Source organism: Burkholderia sp. AU19243, assembly GCF_018148075.1.
GTDB lineage: Bacteria > Pseudomonadota > Gammaproteobacteria > Burkholderiales > Burkholderiaceae > Burkholderia > Burkholderia latens_A.
This window is the reverse complement of record NZ_JAGSTV010000017.1, coordinates 101,627-116,471: the sequence shown is the minus strand read 5'-3', so window position 1 is coordinate 116,471 and position 14,845 is coordinate 101,627. Positions and strand designations below refer to the sequence as shown.

The 14,845-nt window shown below is 67.0% G+C and carries 15 protein-coding genes and 1 pseudogene; 8 read left to right on the top strand and 8 right to left on the bottom strand.

Translation table 11 applies throughout. The features are described 5' to 3' along the window. Positions 1–148, bottom strand: a pseudogene (locus KDW55_RS25485) (nitrate ABC transporter ATP-binding protein); the annotation flags it as partial. 11 nt (positions 149–159) lie between these two features. Further along, complete coding sequence (locus KDW55_RS25480; protein WP_212161341.1) at positions 160–1,914, bottom strand: ABC transporter permease subunit; 1,755 nt, start codon at positions 1,912–1,914, stop codon at positions 160–162. A gap of 431 nt (positions 1,915–2,345) precedes the next feature. Between KDW55_RS25480 and KDW55_RS25475 the strand changes: the two genes are divergently transcribed. The 3 genes from KDW55_RS25475 (at position 2,346) to KDW55_RS25465 (ending at position 4,916) form a co-directional block, all read left to right on the top strand. Then, positions 2,346–3,290 carry a metallophosphoesterase gene (locus KDW55_RS25475; RefSeq protein ID WP_069243145.1) on the top strand — a complete coding sequence of 315 codons (945 nt, stop codon included), beginning with the start codon at positions 2,346–2,348 and terminating at the stop codon, positions 3,288–3,290. Positions 3,291–3,325: 35 nt separating this feature from the next. After that, positions 3,326–3,667 (top strand): cupredoxin family copper-binding protein, encoded by a 342-nt coding sequence (locus KDW55_RS25470; protein WP_040140302.1) that lies wholly within the window; start codon positions 3,326–3,328, stop codon positions 3,665–3,667. A gap of 109 nt (positions 3,668–3,776) precedes the next feature. Continuing rightward, a complete protein-coding gene (locus KDW55_RS25465; protein ID WP_069243146.1) occupies positions 3,777–4,916 on the top strand; it encodes a patatin-like phospholipase family protein in 1,140 nt (379 codons plus the stop codon). A 52-nt stretch (positions 4,917–4,968) separates the two neighbouring features. Here KDW55_RS25465 and KDW55_RS25460 read toward each other — a convergent pair whose 3' ends face one another. Then, positions 4,969–5,673 carry an SDR family oxidoreductase gene (locus KDW55_RS25460; RefSeq protein WP_040141198.1) on the bottom strand — a complete coding sequence of 235 codons (705 nt, stop codon included), beginning with the start codon at positions 5,671–5,673 and terminating at the stop codon, positions 4,969–4,971. A 120-nt stretch (positions 5,674–5,793) separates the two neighbouring features. On the opposite strand from KDW55_RS25460, the gene gcvA reads away from it, so the two are divergent. The 3 genes from gcvA to KDW55_RS25445 all read left to right on the top strand — a co-directional run bounded on the left by gcvA (position 5,794) and on the right by KDW55_RS25445 (position 8,335). Further along, on the top strand, positions 5,794–6,693 hold the full coding sequence (gene gcvA, locus KDW55_RS25455; protein ID WP_212161343.1) for a transcriptional regulator GcvA: 900 nt from the start codon (positions 5,794–5,796) through the stop codon (positions 6,691–6,693). Between the two features lie 200 nt (positions 6,694–6,893). Further along, positions 6,894–7,202: a helix-turn-helix transcriptional regulator gene (locus KDW55_RS25450; protein WP_040140307.1), complete on the top strand. Its 309-nt coding sequence runs from the start codon at positions 6,894–6,896 to the stop codon at positions 7,200–7,202. A gap of 71 nt (positions 7,203–7,273) precedes the next feature. Beyond that, positions 7,274–8,335, top strand: coding sequence for an alkene reductase (locus KDW55_RS25445; protein ID WP_212161345.1), 1,062 nt, complete (start codon positions 7,274–7,276; stop codon positions 8,333–8,335). A 15-nt stretch (positions 8,336–8,350) separates the two neighbouring features. On the opposite strand, the gene KDW55_RS25440 is transcribed toward KDW55_RS25445, so the two are convergent. Continuing rightward, positions 8,351–8,878 (bottom strand): GNAT family N-acetyltransferase, encoded by a 528-nt coding sequence (locus KDW55_RS25440; RefSeq protein WP_040140315.1) that lies wholly within the window; start codon positions 8,876–8,878, stop codon positions 8,351–8,353. Between the two features lie 86 nt (positions 8,879–8,964). Here KDW55_RS25440 and KDW55_RS25435 point away from each other — a divergent pair, with 86 nt between their 5' ends. Beyond that, positions 8,965–9,576 carry a LysE family translocator gene (locus KDW55_RS25435; protein ID WP_212161346.1) on the top strand — a complete coding sequence of 204 codons (612 nt, stop codon included), beginning with the start codon at positions 8,965–8,967 and terminating at the stop codon, positions 9,574–9,576. Positions 9,577–9,653: 77 nt separating this feature from the next. Here the strand turns inward: KDW55_RS25435 and KDW55_RS25430 are convergent, their stop codons facing one another. After that, entirely contained in the window at positions 9,654–10,574 is a 921-nt protein-coding gene (locus KDW55_RS25430; RefSeq protein WP_212161347.1) for a phosphatidylinositol-specific phospholipase C, read from the bottom strand. Positions 10,575–10,580: 6 nt separating this feature from the next. Between KDW55_RS25430 and KDW55_RS25425 the strand changes: the two genes are divergently transcribed. Next, positions 10,581–11,603, top strand: coding sequence for a LacI family DNA-binding transcriptional regulator (locus KDW55_RS25425; protein ID WP_069243149.1), 1,023 nt, complete (start codon positions 10,581–10,583; stop codon positions 11,601–11,603). A gap of 9 nt (positions 11,604–11,612) precedes the next feature. Here the strand turns inward: KDW55_RS25425 and KDW55_RS25420 are convergent, their stop codons facing one another. The 3 genes from KDW55_RS25420 to KDW55_RS25410 are packed head-to-tail and all read right to left on the bottom strand — an operon-like array spanning position 11,613 to position 14,612. Further along, the gene (locus tag KDW55_RS25420) at positions 11,613–12,473 is read right to left on the bottom strand and encodes a carbohydrate ABC transporter permease (protein WP_069243547.1); all 861 of its coding nucleotides are present in this window, start codon (positions 12,471–12,473) and stop codon (positions 11,613–11,615) included. Then, positions 12,470–13,339, bottom strand: coding sequence for a sugar ABC transporter permease (locus KDW55_RS25415; RefSeq protein WP_212161350.1), 870 nt, complete (start codon positions 13,337–13,339; stop codon positions 12,470–12,472). The genes KDW55_RS25420 and KDW55_RS25415 overlap by 4 nt, the downstream gene beginning before the upstream one ends. Positions 13,340–13,373: 34 nt before the next feature. Beyond that, on the bottom strand, positions 13,374–14,612 hold the full coding sequence (locus tag KDW55_RS25410; RefSeq protein WP_212161351.1) for an ABC transporter substrate-binding protein: 1,239 nt from the start codon (positions 14,610–14,612) through the stop codon (positions 13,374–13,376). Positions 14,613–14,845 lie beyond the last annotated feature (233 nt).

Sequence of the window (14,845 nt, the reverse complement as noted above, 5' to 3'; positions counted from 1 at the left end):
TCGCATCGTCGAGCACGAGCAGCTCGCCCTGCGTCTTGTTGAAGCCGCGGCTCACGTGGTCGACGCGCAGGATTTCGTCGCCGAGGCGCGGCGGCTGAAGCGGCTGGGACGTCTGGACAGGGGCGTTGATTACAGTCGAATTTTGCATCGCGCTTACTCTCAATCGAGACGGAGCCGGGATTCCGCATACGCGTACATCGGACGCCACAGCACGCGGTTGAACAGGGTAACGAACAGGGACATCACGGCGATGCCGAGGATGATCTTCGGGAAGTCGCCAGCCGCGGTGGTCTGGGCGATGTACGAGCCGAGACCGTGCGCGACGACCTTCGTGTCGCCCCACTGCACGAACTCGGACACAATGCTCGCGTTCCACGCGCCGCCCGACGCGGTAATCGCGCCGGTCACGTAGTACGGGAAGATGCCGGGCAGCATCGCCTGACGCCACCACTGCCAGCCGCGAATACGGAAATTCTTCGTCGCTTCCTTGTAGTCGTTCGGATAGGACATCGCCCCCGCGATCACGTTGAACAGGATGTACCACTGCGTGCCGAGCACGATCAGCGGCGACAGCCAGATGTCGGCGTTCAGATGGAACCGCACGATCACGATCACGAACACGGGGAACAGCAGATTGGCCGGGAACGCGGCGAGGAATTGCGCGAGCGGCTGGATCTTTTCGGCCAGTGCCGGGCGCAGCCCGATCAGCACGCCGAGCGGCACCCAGATTACCGACGCGATCGCGATCAGCACCAGCACGCGCAGCAGCGTGATCAGTCCGAGCATGATCACGTGCCCAACCTCCGCCATCGTCACGCCGGTCGCGACGAAGCTGACGACGCGCCACGCAACGTATGCGGTCAGCACAATCACGAATGCGCCCCACACGATGTCGCCGATGCGCGACGATCGACGGCTCTCCGCGCCGCGCGCGCCGGTAACGCGGAACGACGGCGCGCGCAACGGAATGCGCGCCGCCTGCGACAGCAACCAGCCGGCCGGCACCAGCAACTGATGGATCAGGTGCGTGCGACGCATCATGTCGAGCAGCCACGATTGCGGCGCGTCGCCGGACGCGGTGTTCTCCATCCGGAATTTGTCGGCCCACGCGACGAGCGGGCGGAACAGGAACTGGTCGTACGCAAGAATCACGACCGACATCGCGACGATCACCCAACCCACCGCGCCGAGGTTCTTATCCGCGATCGCCTGCGCGAGATACGCGCCGATGCCCGGCAGCGTGATCGTCTGGTTGCCGACGGTGATCGCCTCCGACGCGACGACGAAGAACCAGCCGCCCGACATCGACATCATCATGTTCCAGATCAGCCCCGGCATCGAGAACGGCACCTCGAGTTTCCAGAACCGTTGCCACTGCGTCAGATGGAAGCCGCGCGACACCTCGCTCAAATCGCGCGGCACCGTGCGCAGCGACTGATAGAAGCTGAACGTCATGTTCCATGCCTGGCTCGTGAAGATCGCGAAGATCGCAGCCAACTCGGCGCCGAGCACGCGCCCGGGAAACAGCGCGAGGAAGAACGTGACCGTAAACGAGATATAGCCGAGCACCGGCACCGATTGCAGGATGTCGAGGATCGGGATCAGCACCATGCTCGCGCGGCGGCTTTTTGCGGCGAGCGTGCCGTACACGAGCGTGAACGCGAGCGACGCGACCATCGCGGCGAGCATCCGCAGCGTGGTGCGCAGCGCGTATTCGGGCAGGTTCGACGGATCGAGCGAGATCTTCTGCGTCTGCAGCACGGCGATCGGCGCCATCGTTTCGTGAAAGCCGACGATCGCCATCGCGAGGATGCCGATGATCAGCGGAAACGCGACCGCATCCCAGCGGTTGGGCAGCACGCGCCACGCGGACGCGTTGGCGGTGCGGTTCGGGTCGAAGAAACTGATATCCATCGGTAGCGTCTTGGTCGAATTGAAAGATCGATGGGGCCGGCCGCACGCCGCGCGGCCGACAGGTGCGTCAGCGGATATGAGCTTGAGCCCGCGAACCGGATGGACGATCGACGGCGATCGGGAAAGGCAGCGCGAGTCTGACGGCGGGCCGGCGACGACGAGCCGCACCGCGGGTTTCCGTTGCCGCGGGATTCGGCATGAGGGGCTCCGGACACGTGATTCGGTGTCGCAGGCTATCTGGCGGGCGTGACGCACATATGTCGTGTCACTTACAGGACATTGACGGGTCATCGGCCGGCCGTCACCGGCCCGGCACGGCGTCGCAACACGCGGGAATAAAACCGCCGCCGCATCGGTATCGCATGCGAAAGCGCCGGCTTAATCCAGGACGACCCGGCCGTCCGGTTCCGTCATACGAATGCGAGGCTCACATGTCTTCATCGAATCCCACTCGCCCGTCGCGCCGCAAGGCCCTGCAATGCATGGCGTTCGGCGGCCTCGGCACGCTGTTCACGCTGTCGGGCGGCGTTCTGACGCCGTTCGATCTCGCGCTCGCGCAAAGCGGCACCGCACTTCCCGCGAATGCGGGCCGGCCGCTGTTCGTGCAGATCAGCGACACGCACATCGGGTTCAACAAGGACGCGAATCCTGACGTCGCGGCCACGCTGCGGCAAACCATCGATCTCGTCAACGCGATGCCGGCGACGCCCGCGCTCGCGATCCATACCGGCGACATCACGCATCTGTCGAAGGCCGAAGAGTTCGACCATGCGTCACAGCTGCTGTCCGGGCTGCGCGTGCCGGAACTGCACACGGTGCCCGGCGAACACGACGTGACCGACGGTTCGGGCGCCGAATACTTCAGCCGGTTCGGCAACGCATCGAACAACCGCGGCTACTACAGCTTCGACCACGCGGGCGTGCACTTCGTCGCGCTCGTCAACGTGATGCACTTCAAGCCGAACGGGCTCGGCAGCTTCGGCGACGAACAGCTCGCGTGGCTCGCGCAGGATCTGAAGGGCCAGTCGTCGAGTACGCCGATCGTCGTGTTTTCGCACATGCCAATGTGGACGATCTACGAGCCGTGGGGCTGGGGCACCGGCGACGCGCCGCAGGCGATGGCGCTGCTGCGCCGCTTCGGCTCGGTCACGGTGCTGAACGGACACATCCATCAGATCGTGTCGAAAGTCGAAGGCAACGTGACGTTCCATACCGCGCGCTCCACCGCATTCCCGCAACCGACCGCCGGCAACGGACCGGGGCCGGTGCCGCTTGCCGTGCCGCGCGACCGCCTGCCCGCAATGCTCGGCGTGACGACCGTCGACTTCACCGGCCATCCGGTCGCTGCGTCGCTGCACGACACGACGATCGCGTGATTCCTCGGCTGCTTTCGATACGCAAGGAGACCGACATGACCTTTCTCAAGCCTTCGATGCGCACGGCCGCGCTGCTCATGTGCGCGGCGGCCGCCGGCGCGCCGCTCGCAGCATTCGCGCAGACGCCGGCCGGCCCGCTCGTGACGATCCGCAATTTCATGTTTTCGCCGATGTCGACCACGATCAAGGCCGGCACGACGCTCACGTGGAAAAACCTCGACGCGGAACCGCATACGGTCGTCAACGACGCGGGCATCTTTCATTCGAAAGCGCTCGACCAGGACGAAACCTACTCGTTCCGCTTCGACAAGCCCGGCGTGTACAAGGTGTTCTGCGGCATCCATCCTTACATGAAGGAAACCATCACGGTGGAGTGACGCGGCGCGCCGCACGGCGCGCGACGACCCGGCACCGACCGACGCCGATCGCCTACACTGGTTGCAACCGGCCGGCACTCGCCGGCCGGCATCGACCGTGAGGACAGCGATGACGGCAAGCCAACCCGCACATCCGAAACTGCCCGGGCAGGCCGTGCTCGTGCTTCAGGGCGGCGGCGCACTGGGCGCGTACCAGCTCGGCGTATTCGAAGCAATGGACGCGTCGGGCATCCAGCCCGACTGGGTCATCGGCACGTCGATCGGCGCGATCAACGCCGCGCTGATCGCCGGCAACGCGCCCGCGCGCCGCGCGCAGCGGATGGCGGAATTCTGGCGCCACGTGACCGAACACGCGGCCGTGAACGTGCCGGGCTTCCCGACGAGCTGGGACAAGATCGGCGCCGAACTCGCGGTCATCGGCGCGGGCATTCCAGGCTTCTTCCGGCCGAATCCGGCCGCATGGCTCGGGCCGCTCGCGCGTGTCGGCGTCGAGCACGCGTCGTACTACGTGGTCGAGCCGCTGCGCGACACGCTCGCGTCGCTGATCGATCTCGAGCTGCTGAACGCGGGGCGACCGCGACTGACGGTCGGCGCGGTCAATGCGTGCACCGGCACGATGCGCTATTTCGATTCGCGCGACCGGCCGCTCGGCATCGAACACGTGATGAGCTCGGGCGCGCTGCCGCCCGCATTCCCTGCCGTGCGGATCGACGGTGCGCCGTACTGGGATGGCGGCATCTTTTCGAACACGCCGGTCGAGGTCGTGCTCGACGATGCGCCGCGCCGCAGCTCGATCATCTTCTCGGTGCAGATGTGGAATCCGGTCGGGCCAGAGCCGCAAAGCATCTGGCAGGTGTCGGAGCGGCAGAAGGACATCCAGTACGCGAGCCGCACCGACAGCAACATCGCGCGGCAACAACAGATTCACCGGCTGCGCCATGTGATCAAGGAACTGGTGATGCGGCTGCCGGAAGCGGAGCGCGCGTCGGCCGACGTGCAGGCGCTCGCCGCGTGGGGCTGCCAGACGACGATGCATGTCATCAAGCTCGCGGCGCCGCGGCTCGACGGTGACGATCAGTGGAAGGACATCGATTTCACGCCGGACGGGATCGCCGCGCGCCGCCAGGCCGGCTTCGACGCGACGATGCAGGCGATCGCCGCGCGGCCGTGGGAACTGCCGCTCGATCCGACGGAGGGCTTGAGCGTGTGGAGCCCCGAAGAGAACCGGATCGGCGAGCGGCACAACTGAGCCGATGCCGCCGCGCGACCGGTTGCGCGCATCGTCGCGACGCCGCGCCCGCTTACAGCGCGCGCACGATGCCGCCATCGACGCGAATGTTCTGCCCGGTGATGTAGCCGGCGCCTTCAGACAGCAGGAACGTCACGGTTTGCGCGATCTCCTGCGTCTTGCCGAAACGTCCGACCGGAATGCGCGCGACGATCTCGGGCGTCTCCGGCCAGCTGTCGATGAAGCCGGGCAGCACCGAATTGATGCGGATGTTGTCCTTCGCATAGCGCTCCGCGTACAGGCGCGTGAGCGAACTGAGCGCCGCGCGCAGCGCCGACGACACCGGCATCGGCTGCTCCGGCGCGTCGGCCGCGAAGCTCGAAATGTTGACCACCGCGCCGCCGCCCTGCTTCAGGAACACCGGCGTCACGCGGCGCAGCACACGCACGACGTTGAGCACGATCAGGTCGAGCCCTTCGTGCCATTTGTCGTCGTCGATCGACAGCAGGTCGCCCTTCGGCGGATGCCCGGTGTTGTTGACGACAGCATCGATGCGGCCGTACTTCGCGAGCGTCTCGTCCACGAAGCGCGCGATGTCGGCGTCTTCGGTGACGGACCCCGCGATGCCGAACCCGCCCAACTCCTTCGCGAGCTCGACCGCACTGCCCGACGGCGACATCAGCGCGACGCGATAGCCGTTGTGCGCGAGATCGCGCGCGATCGCCGCCCCCATGCCCTTCCCCGCCGCGCTGATCAAAGCCACTTTCTCTACAGTCATACCGCTCTCCCGATAGATCGGCTCAACGCCGTGATCGTCGATCCAAAGCGCCACTTTAGGGCTCTATAATCGCCTTGTCGAACGATGATTTCTCCATCCAGACTGTAGAATTTCTACTGCATGAACGCTTTATCCCGCACCCGCCGGTTGCCGCCGCTCAATGCGCTCCGCGCATTCGAGGCCGCTGCGCGGCACCTGAATTTCCGGCTGGCCGCCGACGAACTCGGCGTGACGCAGGGGGCGGTCGCGCAGCAGGTCCGGCATCTGGAGGATGTCGTCGACGTGCAGTTGTTCCGGCGCCTGCCCAGAGGGCTCGCGCTGACTCGCGGCGGGCTCGAGTATTTCTCGTCGGTTCAGCGCGCGCTGCAAATCATCTCGGATGCGACGGACGCCCTCGGCGAACGCCCGACGGTCCTCGCGGTCAGCACGACGCCATCGTTCGCGTCGAAGTGGCTGATTCCGCGCCTGGCGGACTTCAGCCGGCTGCATCCGGACATCGAGGTGCGCGTGATCGCAGACGAACGGCTGGCCACGTTCCGGGCCGACGGCGTCGACATTGCGATCCGGTTGAGCAAACCGCCGTTTCCGCCGGGCTTGGTCGCGCAACTGCTGTTTCCGCTCGACGTCTTCGCCGTCGCGAGCCCGGCGCTGCTCGACGGCGGCGCGCCAATCCGCAAGCCCGCGGACTTGTCCAAGCACGTGCTGTTGCACGACGCGCACGACCTGTGGCCCGAATTCATCGGGAAGCTCGGCGGCAAAGGCCGCGCGGATCCGACGAAGGGACCGCGATTCAGCCAGTCGCTGCTCGCGATCGACGCGGCGGTCGCCGGACAGGGCATCGCGCTGACCAGCGAGCCGCTCGTCGAACGCGACATCGCGGAAGGCAGGCTGCGGCGGGTGTTCGATTTCTCGTTTCCGATGTCGCTCGGCTTTTACGTCGTCTTTCCGCGGGCGAATGCGGAGTCGTACGCACTCGGCGCGATGCGCCGGTGGCTGTTCGCGCAGTATGGAAACGCGTGATTCGGCGCGCACGCAGCCGTTTTTCCCGCGTCCGATCGCGCCCCGCTCGCATCCGCGCGTGTTGCCGATTTACCGATATCGAGCGCAATAAACCCCACCACCGACAGTGTCATCGAAGATATCGTGTTTTTACGATATATGATTCGGCCATCGACGATACCTGGTTGCCCGGATTTTCCGGCTGAACCTTCCGCCTTTCCATGCCGACCGAACTCGACATCGATGCGATCCTGAAAGCGCTCTCGAACCCCGTGCGCCGGGAAATTCTCGTCTGGCTGAAAACGCCGGGCGCGCATTTTCCGGACCAGACGCTGCCGTTTGACCACGGCGTCTGCGCGGGGCAGATCGATGCGCGCTGCGGGCTGTCGCAGTCGACCGTCTCCGCGCACCTCGCCACGCTGCAGCGCGCGGGGCTCGTGACGTCGACGCGGATCGGCCAGTGGGCGTTCTTCCGGCGCAACGAGGCCGTCATCGACGCATTTCTCGACGCGCTGCGTCGCGAACTCTGACTCAGGCCATGCGGGCCGCACGCCGCGCACGACGCGGCGCGATCCCGCCTTTCGTGAAGAGGTTTTCCGCCATGCCTACCCTGTTCGACCCCGTCACCCTCGGCGACCTGACACTGCCGAACCGCATCGTGATGGCTCCGCTCACCCGCGCCCGCGCCGGCAGCACGCGCGTGCCCAACGACCTGATGGCCCGTTATTACGCCGAGCGCGCGTCGGCCGGGCTGATCATCAGCGAAGCGACGTCGGTGACGCCGCAAGGCGTCGGCTATGCGGACACGCCCGGCATCTGGTCCGACGAACAGGTCGAAGGCTGGAAGCGCGTGACGCAGGCGGTGCACGCGGCCGGTGGCCGCATCGTGCTGCAGCTGTGGCATGTCGGCCGGATTTCCGATCCGGTGTTCCTGAACGGCGACCTGCCGGTCGCGCCGAGCGCGATCGCCGCGGGCGGCCACGTGAGCCTCGTGCGCCCGCAGCGTCCGTACGTGACGCCGCGCGCGCTCGAACTCAATGAAATTCCGGGCATCGTCGCCGCGTACCGCCACGGCGCGGAAAACGCGAAGAAGGCCGGTTTCGACGGTGTCGAGATCCACGGCGCGAACGGCTACCTGCTCGACCAGTTCCTGCAGGACAGCACCAACCATCGCACCGACGCCTACGGCGGCCCGATCGAGAATCGCGCGCGCCTGCTGCTCGAAGTGGTCGACGCGGCGATCGACGTGTGGGGCGCGGGCCGCGTCGGCGTGCATCTCGCGCCGCGCGGCGACGCGCACACGATGGGCGATTCCGACCCGGCCGCGACGTTCGGCTATGTCGCGCGCGAACTCGGCCGGCGCAAGATCGCGTTCATCTTCACGCGTGAAGCCTATTCGGGCGACCAGTTGAGCCCGCGCCTGAAGGAGGCGTTCGGCGGGCCGCTGATCGCGAACGAGCAATTCACGCTCGAATCCGCGCAGCACACGCTCGCGAACGGCGACGCCGATGCGATCGCATGGGGCAAGCTGTTCATCGCGAACCCCGACCTGCCGCGCCGCCTCGAACTCGGCGCGCCGCTGAACAAGCCGGTGCCGGAGACGTTCTACGCAGAAGGCGAAACGGGCTACACCGACTACCCGGCGCTCAGCGACGCGGCCTGACGGCCTGCGCCGCGTTCATGCGCGCACGTCCGCGCGCATGAACACACGCTGCGTTTCGTCGAGGCCAAGCGCGATATGGTGTGCGCGGATCGCGCGCAGCGTGTCGTCGAGCGATGCGTCGTCGACGATGTGAAAGCCCAGGCGCGCGTAGTACGGCGCGTTCCACCGCACATCGCGGAACGTCGACAGCACGACCTGTGCAATGCCGTCTTGCGCGGCGCGCGTCATGATCCGCTCGATCAGACGCGCGCCGATCCGCTGCCCGGCGTGCGACGGCGCGACATCCAGTTCTTCCAGATACAGCCGCTGCGGGTCGAGCAGCCGGTAGAACGCAAAGCCCACGCACGTGCCGGCTTCATCCGTCGCGACATACGCGTGGCCGTCGGCGATGCGCGCCAGCAAGTCGGCAGCACGCGTCGGTTCACCGTCGGCGATGTCGGGCATGCCGACGTCATGAAACCGCCGGGCGGCGGCTACTTCGACGGCGGCCATCGCGGCCGCGTCTTCCCGCGTGGCGGGACGAATCCGGATCGGTACTGTCATCACGACGACGTAGCAGGCAAGCAGGGACGGCCGTCACTATAATCGAAACCTCACACCTTTCGAACGCCCTGCCCACGAGGTTCGCCATGACGCCGTCCGCGCTCGCCGTGTTCGCCATCGCCCTGCTCGTCACCGCCGGCACGCCCGGGCCAAGCGTCGCCGCGCTCGTCGCGCGCGTGCTGACGAACGGCGTGCGAGACGTGCTGCCGTTCCTCGCCGCGATGTGGCTTGGCGAAGCACTGTGGCTCACGCTGGCCGTCGCCGGGCTGTCCGCGTTCGCGCGCACGTTCGAGACGGGGCTTCTCGTGCTGAAGCTCCTCGGCGTCGCGTATTTGCTGTTTCTCGCATGGAAAATGTGGACCGCGCCGACCGACACGAAAGCCGGCGAGCTGCCGCGCGGTCAGTCGCCGTGGCGGATGTTCGTCGCGGGCACGCTTGTGACGCTCGGCAATCCCAAGATCATGCTCTTCTATCTCGCGCTACTGCCGACGATCGTCGATCTGACGCATGTCGGCGTCGTCGCGTGGGCCGAACTGGTCGGCACGATGCTCGCGATCCTGATTCTCGCCGATTGCTTCTGGTCGCTGCTTGCGGTTCGTGCGCGCGCGTTCCTCACCTCCGCCCGCGCGAAACGGATCGCGAACCGCACGAGTGCGACCGCGATGGCGGGGGCGGCGGTGGCGATCGCGACGCGCTAGGTCGGCATCGCGCGTCGCAATGTGACCGGCAACGCGCACGCGATCGCGCGGCGCCCGGCGCCCGGCGCGGCTTCACACTAACACCCGGCCGGCCTGCGCGTGTTTCCCGCCGCACGCACATGCCAGTTGCATTCGACCAGCGCCCGCACCAGCGCCCAGTCGTCGTCGTCGCAGAAATCGAGCAGCATCGCGCCGCACGGCCCGCGCGCTTCACGCAATCGCTGCGCGAGCCGCGAGTGAATCCCCTGCACGCTGCCATCGCCGTGCGCGACTACCGACGGATTCGCGCCCATCCCTGTCCCGCTGCAGAAATTGATCGCCCAGCGGCCGCTGTCCGGCGACGGCATGCCGGTGAGCAGCGCGTCGATCACCCGCCACTTGTAGTGAATCGAACCGGGCACGGGCACCCGGTATTCATCCTGGATCACGAAAGCCGCATCGGGATGATCGATCGTGAACGTCGCGTTGTCGGGCCACGCCGTCAGGTCGATACCGAACGGCCGGCTGCTGCGGAAGCGGCGCAACAGCACCACGGCCCCGCGTACGTCGCCGAGCGTCGGCAACGCACTGCCCGAATGCCAGTGCAGCCGTGGATGCCGCGCGCAATGCGCATCGAACGTCGCGTCGAAACTGCGGGTGCATGCGTGCGCCGGCCATTCGTCCTTCACCGACATCACGATGCATTCGCGCGGATGCGCATCGAGAAAACGCGTGCAGTCCGCGAGCACGTCGTCGAACGACATGCCGAGCGCGATCCCGCCGTGATGGATGTCGAACGTATCGCTCCGGTGCCGGCAGCGGATGTCGAGCAGCCGCACGCCGTGCGCGAGCTGCGCCGCGAGCGGCGCGTGCTGCGTGCGCACGAGCGGATCGTCGACGGTATACGCACAGGTGTCATGGCTGCCTGGTAAGGTCAGCGTGTGCAGCAGTCGCGCGTCGTCGAGCACCGACATCCAGTCGGCCAGCGGCGCGGGTTCTTCGTGTCGCGAACGGTTCATGTATCGATGACTGACAAGGAAAGAAAAACGTGGGTAACCGCGTCGGATGTCGCGGTGCGGGCCGGCGTGTCGCGCTCCGCGGTCTCGCGCGCGTTCTCGCCGACGGCCAGTATCGCGCCGGAAACGCGCGAACGCGTGATGGTGGCCGCGCGCGCACTCGGCTATCAGGTCAACCTGATCGCACGCGACATGATCACGCAGCGCAGCAGCATGATCGGCGTCGTGACGGCCGGCTTCGAGAATCCGTTCCGCGCGCGGCTGCTGTCGGACCTGATGGCCGCACTCGGCCAACGCGCGTTCACACCACTCGTGACCAACGCAGACGATCCGCATCAGGTCCGGCAATCGCTCGAGCGGCTGCTCAGCTACCGGGTCGCGGGCCTCGTGATGACGTCGGCATCGCCGCCGCTGTCGGTCGCGCAACAGTATCTCGATCACCGGATTCCGGTCGTGATGATCAACCGCGAAGCGAACCTGCCCGGCGCGGACGTCGTGGTCAGCGACAACGCCGCAGGCGCGGCCGGTGCCGCGCAACGGCTGGTGCTCGCCGGCGCGCGCCGGCTCGCGTTCGTCGGGCCGCGCACCGCGAGCTACAGCGCACGCGCTCGCTCGCTCGGGTTCGAGCACGCGCTGCAGCACGGCGACACGCTCGGCGCGACGCTCGTCCGCACGATCGATACGCGGTCCGACACGCATGCGTGCGGGATCGACGCGGCGCGACAACTCTTCGTGGCAGGCGAGCGTCCGGATGGCGTGTTCTGCTCGTCGGATCTGCTCGCGCTCGGCGTGATCGATGCCGCACGCGACGCATACGGCTTGCGCGTGCCCGGCGACCTGCGCGTGATCGGCTTCGACGACATTCCTGCCGCCGAATACAACGCGTATCGGCTCACCACGCTGCGCCAGGACACGCAAGCGCTCGCACACGCAGCGGTGGACCTGCTCGCCGACCGGATCCACGCATTCGACGGCGCGTCGCGCACGAGGATCGTCCCGGTCACGCACGTGGTGCGGCATAGCTGCGCGTAACGCGTCGCATCACTTCAGCCCGCCGGCGAAACCGCGCAGCAGATAACGCTGCACGTAGCCGGCCACCGCGAGCGTCGGCAGCGACGCCAGCAGCCCCGCGCTCATCAGATCGCCCCAGTCGATTCCGTTTTCGGTCACGTAGCCTGCAATCGCGAGCGGCAGCGTGAAGCGGCTCGGCGTCGACACGAACAGCAGCGCGATCAGGAACTCGTTCCATGCGGCGATGAACACGAAGATCGCGGTCGCGATCAGCCCTGGCGCGCACAGCGGCAGCACGATCTGCACGAGCCGCCGCGCGAGGCCCGCGCCATCGATGCAGGCAGCCTCCTCGTATTCGACGGGCACGTCGCGCACAAACGCGAGCAGCATCCAGATCGCCATCGGCAGCGCGTAAAGCTGGTACGCGAGCACCAGCCCGGGCGTCGAATCGAGCAGATGCAGCCGCTTCGCGAGCGCGAACAGCGGCACCGCAATCGTGATCGGAGGCATCAGCTTCAATGCAAGCACGAGCATCAGGAACAGCAGATCGAGCCGCGCCGGAAAGCGCAGCCGCACGAGCGCAAAGGCGGCCGGAAACGCGAGCGTCAGCGCGAGCACCGTCGTGCCCGCGCCGACCAGCAGCGAATTGACAAGCGGCGCACCGAGGCCGTTCGACCATACCGACGTGAAATGCTCGAGCGTCGGCGCGACCGGCCAGATCCGCAGCGGATGATCGAGGCGCTCGAGCGTCGGCATGAACGCGGCGCCGCCCATCCACAGGCACGGCAACAGCAACAGTGCGAGCGCGACGATGCGCAGAATCCATGGCGCCGCGCGACCGAATACCGCGCCCGTTCGCCCGGGTGCGATGCGCGCCGGTCGCGCGGTCATGCGCGCCGCTTGCGAACCGTCTGCCATACGTACCCCGAAACCAGCAGTGCGGACGCCGCGAGCATCAGCACCGACGCGGCGCTCGCCGGCCCGACGTTGAAGAAGCGGAAGCCCGTGTCGTAGATGTAGGTCGACAGCGTCTGCGTCGCGTTGCCGGGGCCGCCGCCCGTCAGCGCATAGACCTTGTCGAACAGCTTGAACGTGTCGATCGAGCGCAGCAGCAGCGCGAGGCCGATCTGCGGCGCCGCGAGCGGCAGCGTGATGTCGCGCAGGCACTGCCATTCGCTCGCGCCGTCGGTGCGAGCGGCTTCGTACAGCTCGTGCGGGATCGCTTGCAGTCCGGCCAGCACGATCAGGAACGCCATCGGCGTCCATTGCCACACGTCGACGAGCGCGAGCGACCACAGTGCGAGATGCGGATCGGACAGCCAACGCACGCCCTCGCGTCCGAACGCGGCAAGCAACGCGTTCAGGAAGCCGTCGAAGTTGAGCCAGTTGCGCCAGATCGCCGAACACACGAGCGTCGACAGCATCATCGGCAGGATCGCGAGCGGCAGCGCGATGCGCCGCCCCGGAAACGCGCGCACGAACAGCAGCGCGAGACCGAAGCCGAGCGCGACCTCGGCCAGCGACGCGACGACCGTGAAGCGCAGCGTGTTGCCGAAGCCGGCCGCGAACGCGTCGTCGCCGAGCACCGCGCGGTAGTTCGCCAGCCCGACGAACGCGCGCCGGCCGGCCGCGTAGTCGACGCGGCAGAACGAATCCACGAGCACTTGCGCGACCGGATACAGCGCGAGCGCGGCCAGCACCAGCAGCGCGGGGCCGAGCAGCGCGACGAACGGCAGGCTTCGGCCGAGCGCCTTCATGCGCGAATTGCGGACGATGCGTGACGGCGGGCCGTCATTTGGCGGCCGTTGCCATTGCCTGCGCGATCTTCTGCTGCGCCTGATGCAGCGCGGCGTCGGGAGCCGCCTGACCGGTCAGCGCGAGCTGCAACTGGTCGCCGAGAATGCTTTCGACCTGCTGCCAGTCCTTCACGCGCGGCCGCGCGCGACCGGCTTCGAGCGCCTTCAGCTGATCGGGATACCAGCGGTACTGACGCACCAGCGCCGGATCGTTGAACACACTGCGGCGCGTCGGCGGAATGCCGATTCCCGCAAGACGTGTTTGCGTGTCGCGCGCGCTCAGGTATGCGAGAAATTCCTGCGCGAGCTTCGCGTGCGGCGCATCCTTCGGAACGCCCATTTGCCAGATGCCGAGCATCGGCGCCGGACCCGCCGTCTGTCCTGGCGGCGGCTGCAGTGCGATCTGCCCGACCACGCGCGACTGCTTCGGGTCGTCCAGCGCCGGAATCCATGCGGGCCACACTTCGATCGATTGCGCGGCGGTGCCGCGCTGCAGTGCGTCGCGCACTTCGGCGGCGCCATACACGTCGACGTCCTTCGGTGCCGAGGCCTTCAGCGCAACGAAGGTTTTCAGCGCAGCTTGCGACTCGCGCGAATCGATCGTCACGTTGCCGGCACGGTCGAACACATCGCCGCCATACGCCCACAGGATCGGCAGGAAGCCGGTCACGACCGGGTTGCCCTTGGTGCCGCGGAACACGACGCCCGACACGCTCTTGTCCGCGCCGCCGACGGTCTGCGCGATCTTCAGCACGTCGTCCCAGTTGCGCGGCGGTTGCAGCTTGTACTTCGCGAGCAGATCCTTCCGGTACGCGAACATCTCGACGTTGCCGACGATCGGCAGCGCGTACAGTACGCCCGCCGCATTCCGGCCGAGCGCGAGCGCCGACGGCACGAGATCGGCATCGGCCAGCGATGCGGGCAACGGCTTCAGCCAGCCGTTGCCGATGAATTCAGGCGCCCACGTGTCGTCCATCATCACGAGGTCGTACGTGCCGGTGCCTTCGCGCATCGACAGCTTCAGCTTCTGGTACAGGTTCGCGTTCGGCAGCTTCAGCAGCTCGATGTCGGTGCCCGGATGCAGCCTGGTGAAACCGGCGACGGCGTCGGCGAGCCCTTTGCCGTAGATGTCGTCGCGGCCTGCGATGACGAGATCCGCCGCGCAGGCGTGCGTGGCGACAACGGACAGCGCAACGGCGGCGGACAGCGCGCGCAGGCGGCTCAGCAGGGTCATGTGGTCTCTCCCGGTCGGCGTATGGAAGGCAACGGTCGTGCATTGCACACGTGTGCAATGCTGAAGCGTCGCCATTGTTCATGCAGACCGTGAAGGTATTGTGGCAAGCCGCAAGCTCGTCAAACCGACGCGCGCGTTCGGCGGATTCACGCCCATTCGGTCGGGCATCCGGATGTTTTTTTCAAGCATCGACTTCCATCGAACGCACGGGCCGGCCGCTCAACGCGGGTGCA